This window comes from Marinomonas phaeophyticola, from assembly GCF_026966905.1.
GTDB classification, from domain to species: Bacteria; Pseudomonadota; Gammaproteobacteria; order Pseudomonadales; family Marinomonadaceae; genus Marinomonas; species Marinomonas phaeophyticola.
The window spans coordinates 1-18,580 of sequence record NZ_JAPUBN010000001.1 but is presented as its reverse complement, the minus strand read 5'-3'; the positions used below and the strand labels follow the sequence as shown (position 1 = coordinate 18,580).

At 39.8% G+C, this 18,580-nt stretch carries 16 protein-coding genes, 1 tRNA gene and 2 rRNA genes; 6 read left to right on the top strand and 13 right to left on the bottom strand.

Annotated elements, in window-relative coordinates:
* Nucleotides 1-47: 47 nt before the first annotated feature.
* Nucleotides 48-133 (top strand) — tRNA-Leu (locus O1D97_RS00095).
* A 95-nt stretch (nt 134-228) separates the two neighbouring features.
* On the opposite strand, the gene choX is transcribed toward O1D97_RS00095, so the two are convergent.
* From choX to O1D97_RS00065, 6 genes are all read right to left on the bottom strand, one after another.
* On the bottom strand, nt 229-1,185 hold the full coding sequence (gene choX / locus O1D97_RS00090; RefSeq protein WP_269121706.1) for a choline ABC transporter substrate-binding protein: 957 nt from the start codon (nt 1,183-1,185) through the stop codon (nt 229-231).
* A 24-nt stretch (nt 1,186-1,209) separates the two neighbouring features.
* Nucleotides 1,210-1,533: a hypothetical protein gene (locus tag O1D97_RS00085; RefSeq protein ID WP_269121704.1), complete on the bottom strand. Its 324-nt coding sequence runs from the start codon at nt 1,531-1,533 to the stop codon at nt 1,210-1,212.
* A 65-nt stretch (nt 1,534-1,598) separates the two neighbouring features.
* Nucleotides 1,599-2,729 carry a choline-sulfatase gene (gene betC / locus O1D97_RS00080; RefSeq protein WP_269121702.1) on the bottom strand — a complete coding sequence of 377 codons (1,131 nt, stop codon included), beginning with the start codon at nt 2,727-2,729 and terminating at the stop codon, nt 1,599-1,601.
* Between the two features lie 547 nt (nt 2,730-3,276).
* On the bottom strand, nt 3,277-4,110 hold the full coding sequence (gene galU, locus O1D97_RS00075; protein ID WP_269121700.1) for a UTP--glucose-1-phosphate uridylyltransferase GalU: 834 nt from the start codon (nt 4,108-4,110) through the stop codon (nt 3,277-3,279).
* Between the two features lie 82 nt (nt 4,111-4,192).
* On the bottom strand, nt 4,193-5,032 hold the full coding sequence (locus tag O1D97_RS00070; RefSeq protein ID WP_269121698.1) for an MFS transporter: 840 nt from the start codon (nt 5,030-5,032) through the stop codon (nt 4,193-4,195).
* Complete coding sequence (locus tag O1D97_RS00065) at nt 5,023-5,475, bottom strand: MFS transporter (RefSeq protein ID WP_269121697.1); 453 nt, start codon at nt 5,473-5,475, stop codon at nt 5,023-5,025. The genes O1D97_RS00070 and O1D97_RS00065 overlap by 10 nt, the downstream gene beginning before the upstream one ends.
* Before the next feature lie 385 nt (nt 5,476-5,860).
* Between O1D97_RS00065 and O1D97_RS00060 the strand changes: the two genes are divergently transcribed.
* Nucleotides 5,861-6,787, top strand: a complete 927-nt coding sequence (locus O1D97_RS00060; protein ID WP_269121695.1) for a LysR substrate-binding domain-containing protein — start codon at nt 5,861-5,863, stop codon at nt 6,785-6,787.
* A gap of 55 nt (nt 6,788-6,842) precedes the next feature.
* Here O1D97_RS00060 and choV read toward each other — a convergent pair whose 3' ends face one another.
* The 4 genes from choV to betI form a co-directional block, all read right to left on the bottom strand.
* Nucleotides 6,843-8,027, bottom strand: coding sequence for a choline ABC transporter ATP-binding protein (choV, locus tag O1D97_RS00055; RefSeq protein WP_269121694.1), 1,185 nt, complete (start codon nt 8,025-8,027; stop codon nt 6,843-6,845).
* Nucleotides 8,027-8,875 (bottom strand): choline ABC transporter permease subunit, encoded by an 849-nt coding sequence (gene choW / locus O1D97_RS00050; protein ID WP_269121693.1) that lies wholly within the window; start codon nt 8,873-8,875, stop codon nt 8,027-8,029. The genes choV and choW overlap by 1 nt, the downstream gene beginning before the upstream one ends.
* A gap of 90 nt (nt 8,876-8,965) precedes the next feature.
* On the bottom strand, nt 8,966-9,904 hold the full coding sequence (locus tag O1D97_RS00045; protein ID WP_269121692.1) for a choline ABC transporter substrate-binding protein: 939 nt from the start codon (nt 9,902-9,904) through the stop codon (nt 8,966-8,968).
* 81 nt (nt 9,905-9,985) lie between these two features.
* On the bottom strand, nt 9,986-10,564 hold the full coding sequence (gene betI / locus O1D97_RS00040; protein WP_269121690.1) for a transcriptional regulator BetI: 579 nt from the start codon (nt 10,562-10,564) through the stop codon (nt 9,986-9,988).
* 295 nt (nt 10,565-10,859) lie between these two features.
* Between betI and O1D97_RS00035 the strand changes: the two genes are divergently transcribed.
* From O1D97_RS00035 to O1D97_RS00020, 4 genes are all read left to right on the top strand, one after another.
* Nucleotides 10,860-12,020: a MalY/PatB family protein gene (locus tag O1D97_RS00035; protein WP_269121688.1), complete on the top strand. Its 1,161-nt coding sequence runs from the start codon at nt 10,860-10,862 to the stop codon at nt 12,018-12,020.
* A gap of 201 nt (nt 12,021-12,221) precedes the next feature.
* Nucleotides 12,222-13,028: a sterol desaturase family protein gene (locus O1D97_RS00030; protein WP_269121686.1), complete on the top strand. Its 807-nt coding sequence runs from the start codon at nt 12,222-12,224 to the stop codon at nt 13,026-13,028.
* Nucleotides 13,029-13,063: 35 nt separating this feature from the next.
* Complete coding sequence (locus tag O1D97_RS00025; protein WP_269121685.1) at nt 13,064-13,699, top strand: YceH family protein; 636 nt, start codon at nt 13,064-13,066, stop codon at nt 13,697-13,699.
* A 36-nt stretch (nt 13,700-13,735) separates the two neighbouring features.
* A complete protein-coding gene (locus O1D97_RS00020; RefSeq protein ID WP_269121683.1) occupies nt 13,736-14,779 on the top strand; it encodes a Gfo/Idh/MocA family protein in 1,044 nt (347 codons plus the stop codon).
* On the opposite strand, the gene O1D97_RS00015 is transcribed toward O1D97_RS00020, so the two are convergent.
* The 3 genes from O1D97_RS00015 to O1D97_RS00005 all read right to left on the bottom strand — a co-directional run.
* On the bottom strand, nt 14,776-15,708 hold the full coding sequence (locus O1D97_RS00015) for an AEC family transporter (protein ID WP_269121681.1): 933 nt from the start codon (nt 15,706-15,708) through the stop codon (nt 14,776-14,778). The two genes, O1D97_RS00020 and O1D97_RS00015, sit on opposite strands and share 4 nt — an antisense overlap.
* 477 nt (nt 15,709-16,185) lie before the next feature.
* Nucleotides 16,186-16,300: ribosomal RNA gene (rrf, locus tag O1D97_RS00010) — 5S ribosomal RNA — on the bottom strand.
* Between the two features lie 261 nt (nt 16,301-16,561).
* Nucleotides 16,562-18,580: ribosomal RNA gene (locus O1D97_RS00005) — 23S ribosomal RNA — on the bottom strand; the annotation flags it as partial.

Here is an 18,580-nt window from a genome sequence, read left to right as displayed (position 1 = left end):
CATTGACAGTCGCTGAAAAATCCATAGAATATGCACCACGTTTCAAGGCCAGTGTGGTGGAATTGGTAGACACGACGGATTCAAAATCCGTTGCCTAATAAGCGTGGCGGTTCGAGTCCGCCCACTGGTACCAATTAGAAAGCCCGTATAGATTTTAATCTGTACGGGCTTTTTTTATGTTTGTTACAAAGTATCTACTACGTCTTTACCCTACCTAAACACTAAAACCTACTTCAGGCCCAACGAATTTTGCACCGCGGCCAACCCTGGCTCACCATCAAACGTGGTTACACCATCTAGCCAATCCTCCAGTACCTCTGGATGCTTTTTCAGCCATGTTGCTGCCGCGATACCTGACTCTAGTGACTGATTCAAAATACCATCAATGATTTCATTTTCCATGGTTAACGAAAACTCTAAATTTTTTACTAACTGACCGACATTACTGCATTCAGTACCATACCCTTTTCGACTTAACGTCCGAATAATTGCGCCTCCATAATTAGGCCCAAAGTACTCATCACCACCCGCTAAATATTTCAAATTAAAAGAGACATTCATGGGATGCGGCTCCCACCCAAGAAACACAATGAACTGCTCTCGACGAACAGATCGGTTTACTTGAGATAGCATGGCTTGTTCGCCAGACTCCACAACCTTCCATTCACCTAAGTTAAAGTCATTAGTATCAATCATTTTTTGCAGGTTTTGATTGGCTGGAGCTCCCGCCTCTATGCCATAAATACGTTTTCGAAATTGACTTGAAAACCGATTTAAGTCGGCAAAATTTTTCACCCCAGCATCATAAACAAATTCCGGCACAGCTAAGGTAAACTTAACACCTTCTAAATTGGTTCTAACAATATCAATATCTTGTTTATATTCATTAATAAAGCCAGTTTGAGCTGGCATCCAGTTCCCCATAAAGAGATCTACTTCTCCACTCTTTAAACTCTCAAAACCAATAGGAACCCCTAACAACAACACATTTGTTTCATAGCCTAACGCATTCAATATCGTTGTAGTGATTCCATTAGTTGCACCAATATCAGTCCAACCTGGATCACTGAACGTAACTTTCTGACATTGGATAGGCTCCTGCGCATAACTTAAACTACTCGAGATTAAGAACGCAGCGACACTTCCTGCTTTAATAAAACTTACATAAGATGACGTCTTCAACATAGTATTACTCCTGCATTTTTGAGTTCAATCTACTTTAGGGAATCTTGATCTGGTTTCTAAATCATCTAAATCAATATGATTTCTCATATACATTTCACTGCTGTCAAAGAAGGGTTGATGATCCCAAGATTTTTTCTTACCTTTATTTAACGCACTCACAACCAAACGACGACGTCGTTGACTTATCAATACCGCTTCGGTGAGTACATCATTATCCCAACGCTCTAACGCCTCTCTTTGGAATGCCGCAAGACGCTCTTGATGCTCTTCATTCTCGGCAAGGTTTTGCAATTCCTTTGGATCTGTTTTGAGGTTAAACAGTTGATCAGGATCTTTATGGCAATGCACATACTTATAGTCCCCTCGACGTATCATAAAGAGAGGAGCAATCGTACCTTCACCAAAATATTCTGCTATGACCTCGTCATGCCCCCCTTCCCCTCAAGGTGAGGCAATAAGCTACGCCCTTGAATTGGCATTACATAATCGTGGGGAGCCTTATCTGTGGCGAAATCAACAAAAGTAGGAAGAATATCCATAGTTGAAACCGATTCACTCACTCGCTTTGCCGCAAAGCGCTTAGGAGCATGAATCATCATGGGAACACGCACAGAATCTTCAAAAAAGGACATTTTGAACCAAAGATTCCTCTCACCAAGCATGTCACCATGATCACCAGAAAAGACAATAATAGTGTCATCCTCTAGACCACAGTCTTTTAAGGACTTCAATACTTCACCAATTTTTTCATCTACATAACTGATCGCGCCATAATACGCTCTCCTTGCATTACGTATCTGCTGCTCTGTTATCGGTTTCTCATCAAACGCGAACACCTCCTGCAAACGTAATGAGTGAGGGTCTTGCTCTGCCTTTGGAATAGTAATATTTGGCAAGTCAATATCTTCCTCTTTATATAGGTTCCAATATTGCTCAGGGATTGCATACGGATCATGGGGATGGGTTAATGACACAGTTAAACAAAAAGGTCTTTCTTGCTTACCTCTCGCGTAATCGTATAAATAACGCTTGGCTTGAAAGGTAACTTCATCATCGAAATCCAATTGATTTGTTCTAACACAAGGTCCGGCTTGAGTCACCGAGCTCATATTGTGATACCAAGTTGGACGTGTATCTGGATCATCCCAATTAGGAAACCATCCATAATCGGCAGGGTAAATATCCGTAGTCAATCGGTCTTCAAAACCATGCAATTGCTCTGGTCCACAAAAATGCATTTTTCCAGACAAAGCCGTTTGGTAATTTTGTTGCCTTAGATAATGTGCAAAAGTCGGGATGTCAGCGGGTAAATCCGCCGCGTTATCAAATGCGCCTATTTTTGCGGGAAGTTGTCCTGTCATAAGAACATATCGAGACGGTGCACATAAAGGACTGTTGCAGTAGGCAGAATCAAAAACAACAGCGTCTTTAGCTAATGCATCCAGGTTTGGCGTCTTTACTACTTTATGTCCATAAAATGAGAGTGCCGAGGCCGCCATTTGATCAGCCATTAAAAATAAGATGTTGGGCTTTTTATTTGTCATATACCAGTAACCTATATGTTATTAACAAGAGCGAAAAATTACGCCGTGACTTAATAACAGATAGAGTGAACCTTTGACATTTTCTTGTAAACTGGCCTATTTTTTATGACTAAGATAAGTTTAACTTATATATATTTTTTGGTGTTCCAAAATACTCAAATAGTGATTACCCAGAATCATGCTTTGCTTTACAACTGTTTGTTTATAACACTCTCCGTTAAACCTAGAGAAACGCTACTCCTGCTAGTTTTTTAAAATACTCATAGGGATACACTTGATTGCATAATAAGATAGAAATCAATGGCTGGCACAATAGATTTACTTCAAAAGATCAGCATGCAAAAAAACAAAAAAAAGATCTTAAATAACATTTTTTTGTCGTTTTTAGATATTTATTAAAGCCTAGCAAACAAAGCAATGGATTGGAGAGGCATTTGAAATGCGCTTCAGAAATCAAAAAGCTTGCGACGGCTGAAGCATATCTTCAAAAAGACACGCCGCCGTTGCAAGCTTGGGGGAAAATCATTAGGTGATTATAACGTATTCATTACTTTTTCTTATAAATGTTTTCATAGCAGTAATTGGTTGCCTCAACAAACCCATCAATGCTGCCGCAATCGAAACGACGTCCTTTAAATTTATAAGCAAGCACACAACCTTCTTTTGCTTGCTGAAGAAGAGCATCCGTAATCTGCACTTCACCATTTCGACCTGGAGGCGTATCACGTATTTTTTGAAAAATATCTGGAGTCAAAATATAGCGACCAATTATAGCTAAATTCGAAGGAGCATCTTCTGGGTTCGGCTTCTCAACCATATCAGTAACACGATATAAACCGTCGACCATGCTTTCACCAGCAATAATACCGTATTTATTTACTTCGTCTGCCGGCACCTCTTCAATAGCAACAATTGAACAGCGAAACTGGTTATACAACTTAACCATTTGCGCCATCACGCCATCGGAGCCATCTTCTTCTACACAAAGATCATCCGCAAGCACAACGCCAAACGCTTCATCACCAATTAGCGGTTCCCCAGTCAAAATAGCATGACCAAGACCTAACATGTTATTTTGCCGAGTATAAGAAAAATTTACATTATTAATTAAATAACGAATGCCTTCTAGATACTGCTCTTTTCCAGTTCCTGATATTTGATGCTCAAGCTCATAACTAATATCAAAATGGTCTGCAATGGATCGTTTACCACGACCGGTTACAAACGTCACATTATTTAGCCCTGCACTTACCGCTTCTTCAACACCGTATTGGACAAGTGGTTTATTTACAATTGGAAGCATTTCTTTCGGCATAGACTTCGTTGCCGGTAGAAAACGCGTTCCATACCCTGCAACGGGGAATAAACATTTACGAATCATAATAGTGCTTCCTTATAAAAACATAACCAAATTTTAACAGCTGGGTAATTATACATACCAAATTCACACGCTGTTTTCAATTTTAAAGTTTTATCTCAACTTCTGTAACTTCTTCTTCCACCTCAAGATTTGAGTCTGCTTCGGCAAACATTTCCGCCGTCACGACAGGACTGACACCAAGTGCGACAGGCACCTGATCCCCTTGATCTTCGATAATCATTGGAGGTTGATAATTAATACGATAAGCCGCCACCATAGCCACAAAAATATTAACAATAGCCACAAACCAAAACAGAGCATTTACATCCAAGAAGTCCATTGCCAAAGCGCCAATAATAGGCCCTGTCGCTCCACCAATTCCGTTTAATAAAATTAATCCGCTACTGGCCGATAAAATTTGTTCTGGTCGGAGCTGATCATTTACGTGGGATGCCGACAATGAATATAAAGGAAAAGAAAATGCGCCAACTAAAAACATACCTAACAGCATAAGATAATGATTATCTAAATACATTCCGACCGGAACCACAAAGGCGGTGATAGAGGCAGTAATGGATACCAAGAGTATGGTTACTCGACGATCTTGAATGTCAGATAAACGACCTATTGGCCATTGCAGTAATAGCCCACCCACATAACTGGCACCTAAAAACAAAGATATTTCGGCAACATTCATCCCAATGGATTGTGCATACACTGCAGCCAACCCAAGCACAGCGCCAATAACGACACCAGCTAATGTAACCCCAGTCACCCCCAGTGGAGCGGTTTTAATTAAACTCGCCATTTGCAGTTTTTCAGGTACATCAATAGTTGGAGATGGTGTACGTACCAATAATAAAGGAACCAAAGCAAATGAGATGAGCACAGACGTTAAAATAAAAAGGTCATAGCCACTTGGGGACGCGATATTTAGTAACATTTGACCGAGAATTGATCCCCCCACAGGACGATCATATATACAGAAAACAGTCGGCCTCTGGTTTCATTTGACGAAATATCATTCAGCCAACTTTCTGTAACAATAAAAAGTCCAGCGTAACATAAACCCGTCCCCGTTCTCATAATAGTCCAGAACCACGGATTTATTACAATGGATTGCATTAAAATAGTAATAGAGGCTAAAGACGCTACCGCAGCAAAAACACGAATATGACCAACATTTTTCACCCATCCAGGAATAAGCATTGATCCAAGGATAAAACCAATATAATAACCCGACATGATAAAACCAGTCACAGTCGTATCAAACTCTTCTAATGATGCCCTGATCCCAATCAAAGAGCCCTGTAGCCCTCCTGCCATGGTGATGATTACAATACCAAACAATAAGCTCCATATTGGTAAAATCGTTTGTTTAACCATTAGTTATTCCTTGTTTTAGAATACTCAAACACATTAGGATTACTTTCATTCTACCGAGGTAAAAAAGAATCGCAAATATACAAGAAATGGCTGAGATTAAAAGCCATACATGCTATTAATTTACCTTAATATAGTCGAAATATACCGTCAGGGTTAAAACAACTAAAACAACGACTCTTTCTATTCAAAGAGCGACAAAATAACCGTTAAAAACACGCCATATTCAGTCATAAAAAAACCACGCTTTTCTATTAACACAAATACAGTTCAATATTAAAAATATAGTATTTATCTTAGCTCACGTAATGTCAGTCTTTACTCAATTAAGGCTTTCGGTTTACCCTGTATTTTCCTTGAAACTGGTTCACTGGGATAAATAGAACTTATGCCTCAAAAAGAAGTGCTTCCTCCATTACAAAATTTAGTTGTCTTTGAGTCTGCCGCCAGATTACTCAGCTTTACTCGTGCAGCAAAAGAAATGGGAACCACTCAGCCAGCCGTCAGTCAACAGGTTAGATCTCTAGAAGCAAATTTAAAGTGCCAGCTATTTAGTCGTATTTATCGTGGAGTAGAATTAACAGAGTCAGGTAATAAACTTTTATTAGCCACTCAAAAAAGTTTACAAGAATTAAAACTTGTCTGTGATGATATTCGTCAACGCCCACAGAATAATAAGATAACTGTCGCCACCGATTTTGCTTTTGCCTCCTATGTATTGATTCCAAAATTAACTGAGTTTAGAAATCAATATCAATCGATCTTTCCTGAAATGGACATTCGATTACAAACCTCACAAGCCCCAGATGTTGAAAACAGTGGTGACGCCGATATTGTTATTGTCTGTGGCGCAAATCATTATCAAGCTTACGACAGTCATCAACTAGTAATAGAAACCGTGCTACCAGTATGCAGCAAAGCCTTATTAGACGGAAAAAGTATAGATACTCTAGAAGAGCTACTAACCTTTCCATTACTAAAGCTCAATGAGAATAAAAGTAAAAGTTGGTTGAATTGGGATGATATTGCCTACAAACATGGGTTAACACTTAATGGTATCCAACCTCAATTTGAATCAGACAACTACACATTACTCGTTCAAGCCGCTTTAGCAGGACAAGGAGTGTGCTTAGCTTGGTCCCCACTACTAAACGATCTAATCCAAAAAGACATACTCATCTCATTTCCACAATTTAGCCTCACATCAAACAATGGCTACCATTTAATCTTTACTCATACTGATGAAAAAACACTATTAATGGAAACATTTGTAAACTGGCTTAAAGGTGAAATGAAAATGGCTTCAAGAGCGTAAAATAAAAAAGCCAAATCATACAATTTGGCCTTTTTATCGATGGATTAATAACGAATCAGTCTTCTGATTTACTAAAGTGCTTACCTAATAAAGCATGATAAAAATTATTATCGTTCAATATACCGACAAAACATTCATCTTTAATTAACATTAATGGCTGACCCGTTTTATAACGAATTTCAGCCGCGTCTCTCATTGAAATATTGAAGGGAACTTGAGTAACAGAATTAACGGTTAACGCGTTAATGTCTTCTCCCATTGCCCAATGATTTATTCCCAGCTCTATACCATTGTGCTCAACTTTTAAAATATGATCGGTAGCATCCAAGTAGTAATACAAGTCGTTATCTGTACATCCAGATTCAAACACTGCCATTTCTGACTTAGATGACATCAAAGAACTGCCTTTAAGGACATTCAGAGGGTTTGTATGGGCAACAAACTTCTCCACATACTCAGTGGCTGGGTTTAACACTATCTCTTCAGGCTTATCCTGCTGAATAATCTTAGCGGATTCCATAATGGCTATTTTTGAACCGATTTTCAAAGCTTCATCTAAATCGTGACTTACGAAAATAATGGTTTTATTCAAACGTTGCTGCAATTCAATCAATTCATCTTGTAACTGAGAACGAATCAATGGATCAAGAGCCGAGAAAGGTTCATCCATCAATAAAACATCAGAGTCCATTGCAAATGCACGTGCTAAGCCCACTCGCTGCCTCATCCCCCCAGATAATTCATCAATTTTCTTATCAGCCCAATTACCAAGTCCCACCATATCGATTTGTATTTTTGCTTTTGCTAGTCGCTCTGTTTTACCCAGACCTTGCATTTCTAGGCCAAAAGCGACATTTTCAAGCACCGTCAACCATGGCATAAGGGCAAAACTTTGAAACACCATAGAGACTCGGTTAGTCCGAATGTGTCTTAACATGGACTCATTACAAGTCGCCATATCGACCATAGTATCGCCATCTCGTACTAAGCATTTCCCACGCGCCACTTTATTCAGGCCATTAATCGTTCTTAACAAAGTCGACTTACCTGAGCCAGAGAGCCCCATTAGGACACAAATCTCTCCTTCTTGAACTTCTATATTTGCGTTTTGAACACCAACAACATCGCCAGTTAGACCTAAGATCTCATTTCTAGACTTACCTTCATCCATCAAAGCAAGTGTTTTACTGGTATTGTCACCAAATACAACGTCAAGGTTTTGAATACTTACAACAGACATTATGACAACTCCTTGCTAGCAGAAGGACTTTTACAAATACGATCAAGCATAATGGCAACTAAAACAATAACGATACCCGCTTCGAAGCCTTGAGAAATATTTACTGTATTTAATGCTCTCACCACAGGTTTACCCAATCCATCTGCACCCACTAGTGCGGCAATAACCACCATTGATAAGGACAACATAATACATTGGGTAACCCCTGCCATAATATTCGGCATGGCGGCTGGCAACTCTACTTTATAAAGCAATTTTGATTTGGTACAGCCAAACGCTAATCCCGCTTCTACTAATTCCGTTGGTACTTTACTAATACCTAAATAGGTTAAGCGAATAGGAGCAGCGATAGCAAAAATAATCGTAGAAATAAGGCCAGGCACATACCCTAAACCAAATAAAATAAGGGTTGGAATTAAGTAAACAAATGTTGGAATCGTCTGCATTAAATCTAAAATGGGACGAAGTATCGTATAAAGCCAAGGACGATGTGCCGCCGCAATACCAATAGGCACACCAACTAGCACGCTGATTGTTGTAGCAGAGACAACTAATACGAGTGTTTGGATCGTTTCAACCCAATACCCCAAATTAATGATAAGTAGCATTGATGCGGCAACAAATATCACTAGACCAATACTTCGATGTAAAAGCCAAACACCAATCATTACAATAATAATCACAGCTAGAGGAGGCATCCATTCAATTGCATCAACTAAAGATACAATTAATGTTTCTAGTGTTTCAGAAATAAAATCAAAAAACACAGCGGCAACTTCGATGAGCCAATCTACAAATAGCTCCATCCAAGATCCAAGAGGGAGTTTATGGTCAGTTAACCAATTCATTATACTTTCTCCACGACATAAGGACTTCAAAGAAAGGGTGGTTACTAAAACTCTAAAACTAACGAACCACCCTTATTTCACTTAACTAACTTACAGCCCTAAATGCGCCTTCACAGCAGATACACTGCCGTTATCCCCAGATTGAGTCATTACACCATTTAACCAAGTATCCAATACAGCAGGGTTATTCGCTAACCATTCTTTTGCAGCCACATCAGGTTGCTTACCGTCATCCAAAATTGCACCCATAATTTGGTTTTCCATATCTAATGAAAACTCTAGATTAGTCAATAATTTGCCAACATTAGGACATTCTGCAACATAAGATTTACGGACGTTAGTATGAACATTGGCACCACCGTAATTTGGTCCAAAGAAATCATCGCCACCATCTAGATATTCAATATCAAAGTTTGAATTCATTGGATGGGGAGCCCAACCCAAGAAAGCAATCCATTTATCGCGACGAGTATTACGACTTACTTGAGAAATCATGCCTGATTCACTCGACTCAACCAATTTAAATGATCCTAAATCAAATGCATTAGAATCAATCATACTTTGAATGATACGGTTACCATCATTACCAGGTTCAATACCATAAACTCGGCTAGAAAATTCTTTCTTAAACTTGGCTAAATCAGCAAAGGTTTTGACACCGGCATCATAAGCCGCTTTATTAACGGCAAGCGTATATTTAGCACCAGTCAAATTTGGGCCTAAGTCTTCAACCGTTCCCGCTTGAAGATATGGAGTGATATCCGCCTCCATTGTTGGCATCCAGTTTCCTAGAAATACATCAATATCTCCATTCGCTAACGATGTATAAGTAATAGGAACAGATAACAGCTGAGTTTTCGTTTCATAACCCAGCCCTTGTAGCACTTCAGTAGTGACCGCTGTTGTCGCCGTAATATCAGTCCAGCCTACATCTGAAAATCGAACGGTAGAACAGTTCGCTGCAAGTGTTAGCCCAGAAACAGTTGCAACGCCGACAGCAACCACGGATTTACTTAGCATTGATAACATAACTTACCCTCGTTTTAATAATTCAATTAACTTAAATGAAATGACCATTTTGAAAGAAATAATTCTAAACAAAATGTATTACTAACTAATTTCTAATTCTAAATAAGAACGAATTAGTTTTGTGGAGTAAGATTTATTAATCCCTCCATCTAATGATCCTCTCAGCCACATTCCGTCGATCAAGGAAGCGACTATATGCGCAACTTCTCTTGCTTTCTGAATATCTAATATAGCTTTTAATTCCATAACAAGCGCGGTTTTAAGACGCTTTGAATACACTCGTTGTAACCGAAGAAAAACATGGCTATGCATAGCTAACGCCCAAAACCCCATCCAGACTTTAACAACTTCTGGTTGAGTTTGAGAATGACTAAAACTTGTTTTTACAATAATCATTACTTTATCTATCCCAGAGGCCTTTTTCCCTCGAACAAGTTCTTGCTTTAATAATAAGAAAAACTCTCGAATCAAACTTTTCATGGTTTCTTCTAATAAACCATTTTTACCACCGAAGTAATGATTAATTATTGCCGGAGAAACCCCTGCTTTTTTTCCAATAACACTTACGGTTGCGCCAGAAAATCCACGCTCGTCAATAGCTTCAATCGCAGCCTGTATTAACTGTGGTTTTCTAATTGCTGGCATTCCGACTTTTGGCATAATAATTAACCTTTATATTAAACGCTTGTTTAACTTTAAACATAGTAGGATGCTTAAGAAATAAGGGCAACCCTTGACAAATGAAAAAAAAGGTTTATATAAAAAAATAAAACATTGATTTTATTGAATATTTTTATTTTATTAGTTTTTTTAAAGTTTTTTTCAAAAAACGATAATTCCATTTAATATCATTGATTTCCTTAGATTTTATAATTTAAAAATCAGTATTTATATTTTCAAAGTTATTGTTTAATAAAGGCTAGGAAGGAAATAATTCAACTTTTGAGAGGTTATAATGACAAGATTGCACAATATAGAAACGGAATTCGATACGGTTATTTCAAGGAAAAATACTCAAAGTGATAAATGGTCGAGATACTCAGACGATGTCATTCCTCTATGGGTAGCGGACATGGACTTTGCTTCTCCAAGTATTATTAAAGATGCCATATCCGAACGCTTAAAGCATGGCATTTTTGGTTATACTGCTGCGTCGGAATCACTATATAACAGCATTAAAAATCACCTATCTAAACACTATCAATGGACTATAAGCGATTCATCCATTGTGAACTTACCAGGACTTGTTTGTGCACTGCATTCAGGAGTAAGAACTTTTTCAAACCAAGGCGATGGAATCGTGGTTCCAGGTCCAGTTTACTACCATTTAACAAAAGCGGCCGAACTTTCAGAACGCGAAGTTCTTCATGTTGAGATGAAACTAGACAATCAACAACGTTGGTTACCTGACTTTGATGAATTAAAAATAGCCTGTGCTAAAGAAAACAGTCGCATGCTGCTACTTTGCAACCCTCATAATCCTGGAGGGACAGTTTATACAAAAGAAGAATTAAAGCGCATTCACGAAATGGCTAAACAAAATGATCTGATTGTTATATCAGATGAAATTCATTGCGACCTGATTCTAGAAGATGTCCCTCATGTCCCGTTCGCTAGTTTAAATGACGATGCTAAAAGCAGAACCATTACTCTAATGGCACCTAGCAAAACATTTAATATTGCAGGTCTAGGATTTGCTTTTGCAATTATTGAAAACAGTAAACTGAGGAATCAGTTTAATAAAGGTAAGAACGGGATCGTCCCTTCTCCCAATTTACTCGGTCTAGTAGCCGCTCAAGCCGCCTATGAAAATGGGAATGAATGGCACGCACAGCTGTTAGAGTATTTAAAAGATAATAGAGACTTTATCCGAGCAAAATTAAAGGATACACCGATTAAATTTGCATCATTAGAAGCCACCTATTTAGAGTGGTTAGATGTCAGTGAATTAAAATTAAATAACCCACATACCTTTTTTCTAGAAGCTGGTGTAGGTCTTTCCGATGGTAAAGATTTTGGCAATTCCCAGTTTCTAAGACTAAACTTTGGGTGTCCTCGAGCAATATTAGAAAAAGCGCTCGACAGAATGGTTGATGCAATGAAGCAACTACCATAGCAAACCGAAAGAAGTAAATACAAGCCATCGTAAGTGAGTAACAAACTATTCTCTTACGATGATTCAAATTAGAGAATAACATAGCTATTAATTATGACGAGATGGCTACTTTATAAGGGAACTTTATTCCTATACCACCCACTAACGTACTTTAAGCACTTATCTACCGCCATTTCTAATATTAACTAAAGATATTTAAATATGACTGATTATACGTTAAGGGTAACTATTTTTTTGAGTTGTGTAATTGCACTCATTTTGTGGCAAACATTTTATCCCAAAAAGAAATTACAGCATTGGAAGCTACGTTGGGTAGAAAATATAAGCCTTTTAGCCATAAACACAATTACACTTCGCTTTTTTCAACCAATTCTACTATCACTGATCGCTCTCACTGCAACGAAATATGGCCTACTAAACCTAGTACCTTTCCCTCTATGGGTAGAAATTATTATTGGTATTATATTGCTTGATCTTGCCATTTATTGGCAACACAATATTTCCCATAAAATCACCTGGATATGGCGTCTACATAGGGTCCACCATTCTGATGCGGAACTTGATGTTACCTCCGCTGTACGCTTCCACCCTATAGAGATCCTATTGTCATTAATCTATAAAAGCATGGTTGTTGTTATTTTTGGTGTGCCTGCTTTTGCCATCTTGTTATTTGATATAATTTTGAATGCCTCAGCTATGTTCAACCATACAAATATAAAGTTACCTGCAGGCTTAGAATCTATCTTAAGAAAATGCATTGTTACTCCTGAGATGCATAGAATTCATCATTCACGTGTAACAGAAGAAACGAATAGCAACTATGGATTTTTCTTAAGCATTTGGGACAAACTCTTTAATACATACACCTCAAATGCGTCACTTGGAGATGAAAAAATTCAAATTGGAATGCCTCAAACTAAAACCTATCGCCCAAAGAGCTTACTTTCTTTACTACTGATGCCATCATTTAAAAGAAGCGACTTCCAAAACAAGCATGACAAAGAGTAATATATATTAACGTTAAGTATTCATAAGGATTTACTATGAGCCAGCAATCTCTGACAAATGAACAAATCCGTATTATTGGTAGCTTAATAGAAAAGTCGATTACTACTCCTGATCTCTATCCTTTAAGCCTTAAGTCATTACAAAATGCGAGCAATCAAAAATCCAGTCGAGACCCTATTACCGCTTTTACTCTACCTGAAATAGAAGAAATCCTAGACGAATTGATTCAAAGTAATTTGGTGATAGATACCTCTAGCTTTAATAGCAAAACCTCAAAATACCAGCATAGATTTTGTAATACCGAATTTTCAGACATTCAGTTTAGCGACCCAGAACTTGCTATCATCTGCTTACTCATGCTTAGGGGGCCTCAAACATCTGGTGAACTGAGATCTAGATCCACAAGGCTTTATACATTCAAAGACCTCTCAGAAGTAGAGGATACGTTACAGTCTTTAATTCATATGGCAGGTGGACCTTATATTCAATCTCTACCTAAAGTTCCAGGAAAAAGGGAAATTCGCTACGTGCATCTATTTGCAATCGATACAGTGCAACATGATACTTGTATACCAGAAACAGACACAAATTCACTGATTATTAACTTAAAGAATCGTATTATAGAACTAGAAGAACAGGTTTCTGACTTACAAAATAAACTCGAAAAATAACCTCAAAAGCGACCAGTAATAAGACAGGAGAGTACTATGAAAACAATACGTTGGGGCATTATAGGCACAGGAACGGTCGCTAGAAATTTCGCCCATGATTTTGCTTATGCGAAAGCAGGTGAATTAACCGCAATTGCTTCACGCAACAAAGAAACAGCTGATCAGTTTGCGGCAGATTTTAACGTTGATCTAGCCTACATTGATTATTTCTCTCTAATCAATAGTGATCAAGTTGATGTTATCTACATTGCAGTACCCCATCACTTGCATTACAAGATTGCTAAAGCTTGTATTTTAGCGAATAAGTCCATTCTTTGTGAGAAACCATTTACCATAAATCATGAGCAATCTAGCGAGCTCTACGATTTGGCCAAGGAGCGTAACGTTTTTGCTATGGAAGCCATGTGGACACGATTTAACCCAGTCATTGAGCAAGTTTATGATTGGATTGAAGACGGTGAATTAGGGCAGTTAAACAGTATTCAAGCCAGTTTTGGTTTTGTTGGTCCATCTGATCCAGAACACAGGTTACTTAACAAATCACTTGCAGGCGGCGCTCTTTTAGACCTTGGTATTTATCCAGTATTTCTTGCTCAATTATTTTTTGGAAAGCCTGATTTTATTCAAAACCAAGCCGTAATTGGAGATACTGATGTCGATATTTTCAACCAAATCCTACTTGGTTGGGAGCAAGGACAGCTCGCAATATTAGAGTCCTCCCTTATTTCTCACTCCCCGAATAAAGCCGTTCTTTCTGGTAGCAAAGGCTATATTGAAATCGATGGCCCTTGGTTTATGTCTAAATCTTGCCGATTAATAGATGTCGACAATAATGAAAGATCAATTGAGTTTGACTTTCCTGGCATGGGCTATCAATTTGAAATAGATGAAGTGAATCGCTGCTTGGAAGAAGGCTTATTACAAAGTCCTAATTTTTCATGGCAAGATTCTCTGCAACTCATCAGTACTCTCGATGAAGTACGTGATGATATTGGGCTTTATTATGATGGTGAAGAGATGCCCATGGATGAACACGATATCCATGATCATCATCATGAACATCATCATCATAAGCACTAGCTTAAAAAAATGGCCTGAGCTATCCACATAACGAAAGGCAACATAAAAATACTAATGGCGGTTTGAAAGCTGATTAGAACAGCCATTAGTGGAGCGTTCCCACCTAATTGGCGTGCCAATGCATAACCTGATGTAGCCGTTGGAACCGCTCCGAATATAACCGCCACTGCAGCCATTATCCCAGTAACGTTTAGCAACAAGCAAAGCCAGATAATAACCCCCGGGAAAATTACCATTTTTATTAATGTTGAAAAACCTATATATTTCCAAGCTGTTTTCACTTCATGGAACTGTAAACTGGCCCCTACAGCCAACAACACTAAAGGCAGAGTTGCTTGGGCAAGTAATTCGGTAATGGTATAAAGAGGAATCACTTTACTTAATCCCATCAAATTCACACTTACCCCCAACAAAATAGAAATAATCAAAGGATTTTTAAACAACTCTTTAAAAATCAGACTTCCTAAGTTCACTCCCTCTTTACCATGTTTAATTACCATATAGACAACTACTAGGACATTTATGGTTGGAATCAATATAGATGCACCTAATGTGGCAAAAAGCAGTCCTGTCTCACCGTATAGCTTCTCAGCCACAGCTAAAGCGATGAATGTATTAAACCGTACTCCCGCTTGCATCATACTAGTACATGTGGGAGGTGAAGATTTGAAAAAATAATTTACCAGTAATACACAGCAACAAACAATAAATATGGTTGAAAGAAAAACCGTCGCATAACTACCAACAATTGGGTTACTAAAATCCACCTCAGATGTTTTGGTATAAAGCAAAGAAGGAAATAACACCCAATAGACTAGTTTATCAACACCACTCCAGAATGAATCCGAAGGAAAGCGATATCGAGATAAAACAATTCCCAACACAAGCAATAAGAATACGGGAAGAATAGTAAAAGAAAGGGAAATCATCCTGAGCAACCTAGTTATTATCAAAGCTAAATTTTAATACAGATATCACATTATGAGGAATCTGTTTTAACACAATTAAGTTCCATACACCCTATTGTCGGTCTGAAGTCGCCATTAACCCCAACCTTGCATCTACAGGAGATGTAAGTCGGGATTCATCCCGACAAAAAGTATCATGTTAGTCGATATAGGTATGCTGTGTGGCATTATTGTTGGCCTAAAGGCCAACCTACGGGAGATGTAAGTCGGGATTCATCCCGACAAAAAGTATCATGTTAGTCGATATAGGTATGCTGTGTGGCATTATTGTTGGCCTAAAGGCCAACCTACGGGAGATGTAAGTCGGGATTCATCCCGACAAAAAGTATCATGTTAGTCGATATAGGTATGCTGTGTGGCATTATTGTTGGCCTAAAGGCCAACCTACAGACGAAAAAAAGCCCTGACTGCGTGAGCAATCAGGGCTTTCTAAATAAAACTTGACGACGACCTACTCTCACATGGCGAATGCCACACTACCATCGGCGATGACGCTTTTCACTTCTGAGTTCGGGATGGGATCAGGTGGTTCAACGTCTCTATGATCGTCAAGCAAACGGGTTGCGTTCGTTCTGAGTGTCTGTGTTAAGCCGTTAGGCTTAATCCAGCAGGTTCACTCACAACACGCCAATACGTGCTTGAATCTTTAACAATGCTTTTTTTGAAATAGCGATAACCAAGTATCAAACCAGCCACATCATTGCTGATGCTGTCGTAATCTGTGTCTCTATGATCTTTTCATGATGCCGTTTGACCCTTCTCTTTACGAGTTTTCTCAGTCTCTCTTTATCACTCAAAACCACTTTGGTGTTATATGGTCAAGCCTCACGAGCAATTAGTATTGGTTAGCTCAATGCCTCACAGCACTTACACACCCAACCTATCAACGTCGTAGTCTTCAACGGCTCTTTAGGGGACTTATGTCCCAGTGAGATCTCATCTTGAGGGAGGCTTCCCGCTTAGATGCTTTCAGCGGTTATCCCGTCCGAACATAGCTACCCGGCAATGCCACTGGCGTGACAACCGGAACACCAGAGGTTCGTCCACTCCGGTCCTCTCGTACTAGGAGCAGCTCCTCTCAAATCTCAAACGTCCACGGCAGATAGGGACCGAACTGTCTCACGACGTTCTAAACCCAGCTCGCGTACCACTTTAAATGGCGAACAGCCATACCCTTGGGACCGGCTTCAGCCCCAGGATGTGATGAGCCGACATCGAGGTGCCAAACACCGCCGTCGATGTGAACTCTTGGGCGGTATCAGCCTGTTATCCCCGGAGTACCTTTTATCCGTTGAGCGATGGCCCTTCCATACAGAACCACCGGATCACTAAGACCTACTTTCGTACCTGCTCGACGTGTCTGTCTCGCAGTTAAGCGCGCTTTTGCCTTTACACTCTACGCATGATTTCCGACCATGCTGAGCACACCTTCGTGCTCCTCCGTTACTCTTTGGGAGGAGACCGCCCCAGTCAAACTACCCACCACACAGTGTCCTCGATCCCGATAAGGGACCTGAGTTAGAACCTCAAACATACCAGGGTGGTATTTCAAGTTTGGCTCCACTAGAACTGGCGTCCTAGTTTCAAAGCCTCCCACCTATCCTACACAAGTAGGTTCAAAGTTCACTGTGAAGCTATAGTAAAGGTTCACGGGGTCTTTCCGTCTAGCCGCGGATACACAGCATCTTCACTGCGATTTCAATTTCACTGAGTCTCGGGTGGAGACAGTGTGGCCATCGTTACGCCATTCGTGCAGGTCGGAACTTACCCGACAAGGAATTTCGCTACCTTAGGACCGTTATAGTTACGGCCGCCGTTTACTGGGGCTTCGATCAAGAGCTTCGCTTACGCTAACCCCATCAATTAACCTTCCAGCACCGGGCAGGCGTCACACCCTATACGTCCACTTTCGTGTTTGCAGAGTGCTGTGTTTTTAATAAACAGTCGCAGCCACCTGGTATCTTCGACCGATCAATGCTTACGGAGTAAATCCTTCACACTAACCGGCGCACCTTCTCCCGAAGTTACGGTGCCATTTTGCCTAGTTCCTTCACCCGAGTTCTCTCAAGCGCCTTGGTATTCTCTACCTGACCACCTGTGTCGGTTTGGGGTACGGTTCATGTATATCTGAAGCTTAGAAGTTTTTCCTGGAAGCATGGCATCAACTACTTCGTCCAAAAGAGGACTCGTCATCAGTTCTCGGTCTTAAGAGGGCCCGGATTTACCTAAGCTCTCAACCTACCACCTTAAACACGGACAACCATCGCCGTGCTAGCCTAGCCTTCTCCGTCTCTCCATCGCAATATACATAAGTACAGGAATATTAACCTGTTTCCCATCGACTACGCATTTCTGCCTCGCCTTAGGGGCCGACTCACCCTGCCCTGATTAGCATGGGACAGGAAACCTTGGTCTTCCGGCGGGGAAGTTTTTCACTCCCCTTATCGTTACTCATGTCAACATTCGCACTTCTGATACCTCCAGCCTGCCTTACAGCTTGACCTTCAACGGCTTACAGAACGCTCCTCTACCATGCAAGATAAATCTTGCATCCGTAGCTTCGGTGTACAGTTTTAGCCCCGTTATATCTTCCGCGCAGGCCGACTCGACTAGTGAGCTATTACGCTTTCTTTAAAGGATGGCTGCTTCTAAGCCAACCTCCTAGCTGTCTAAGCCTTCCCACATCGTTTCCCACTTAACTGTAACTTTGGGACCTTAGCTGACGGTCTGGGTTGTTTCCCTTTCCACGACGGACGTTAGCACCCGCCGTGTGTCTCCCGTAATTGCACTCATTGGTATTCGGAGTTTGCATGGGGTTGGTAAGTCGGGATGA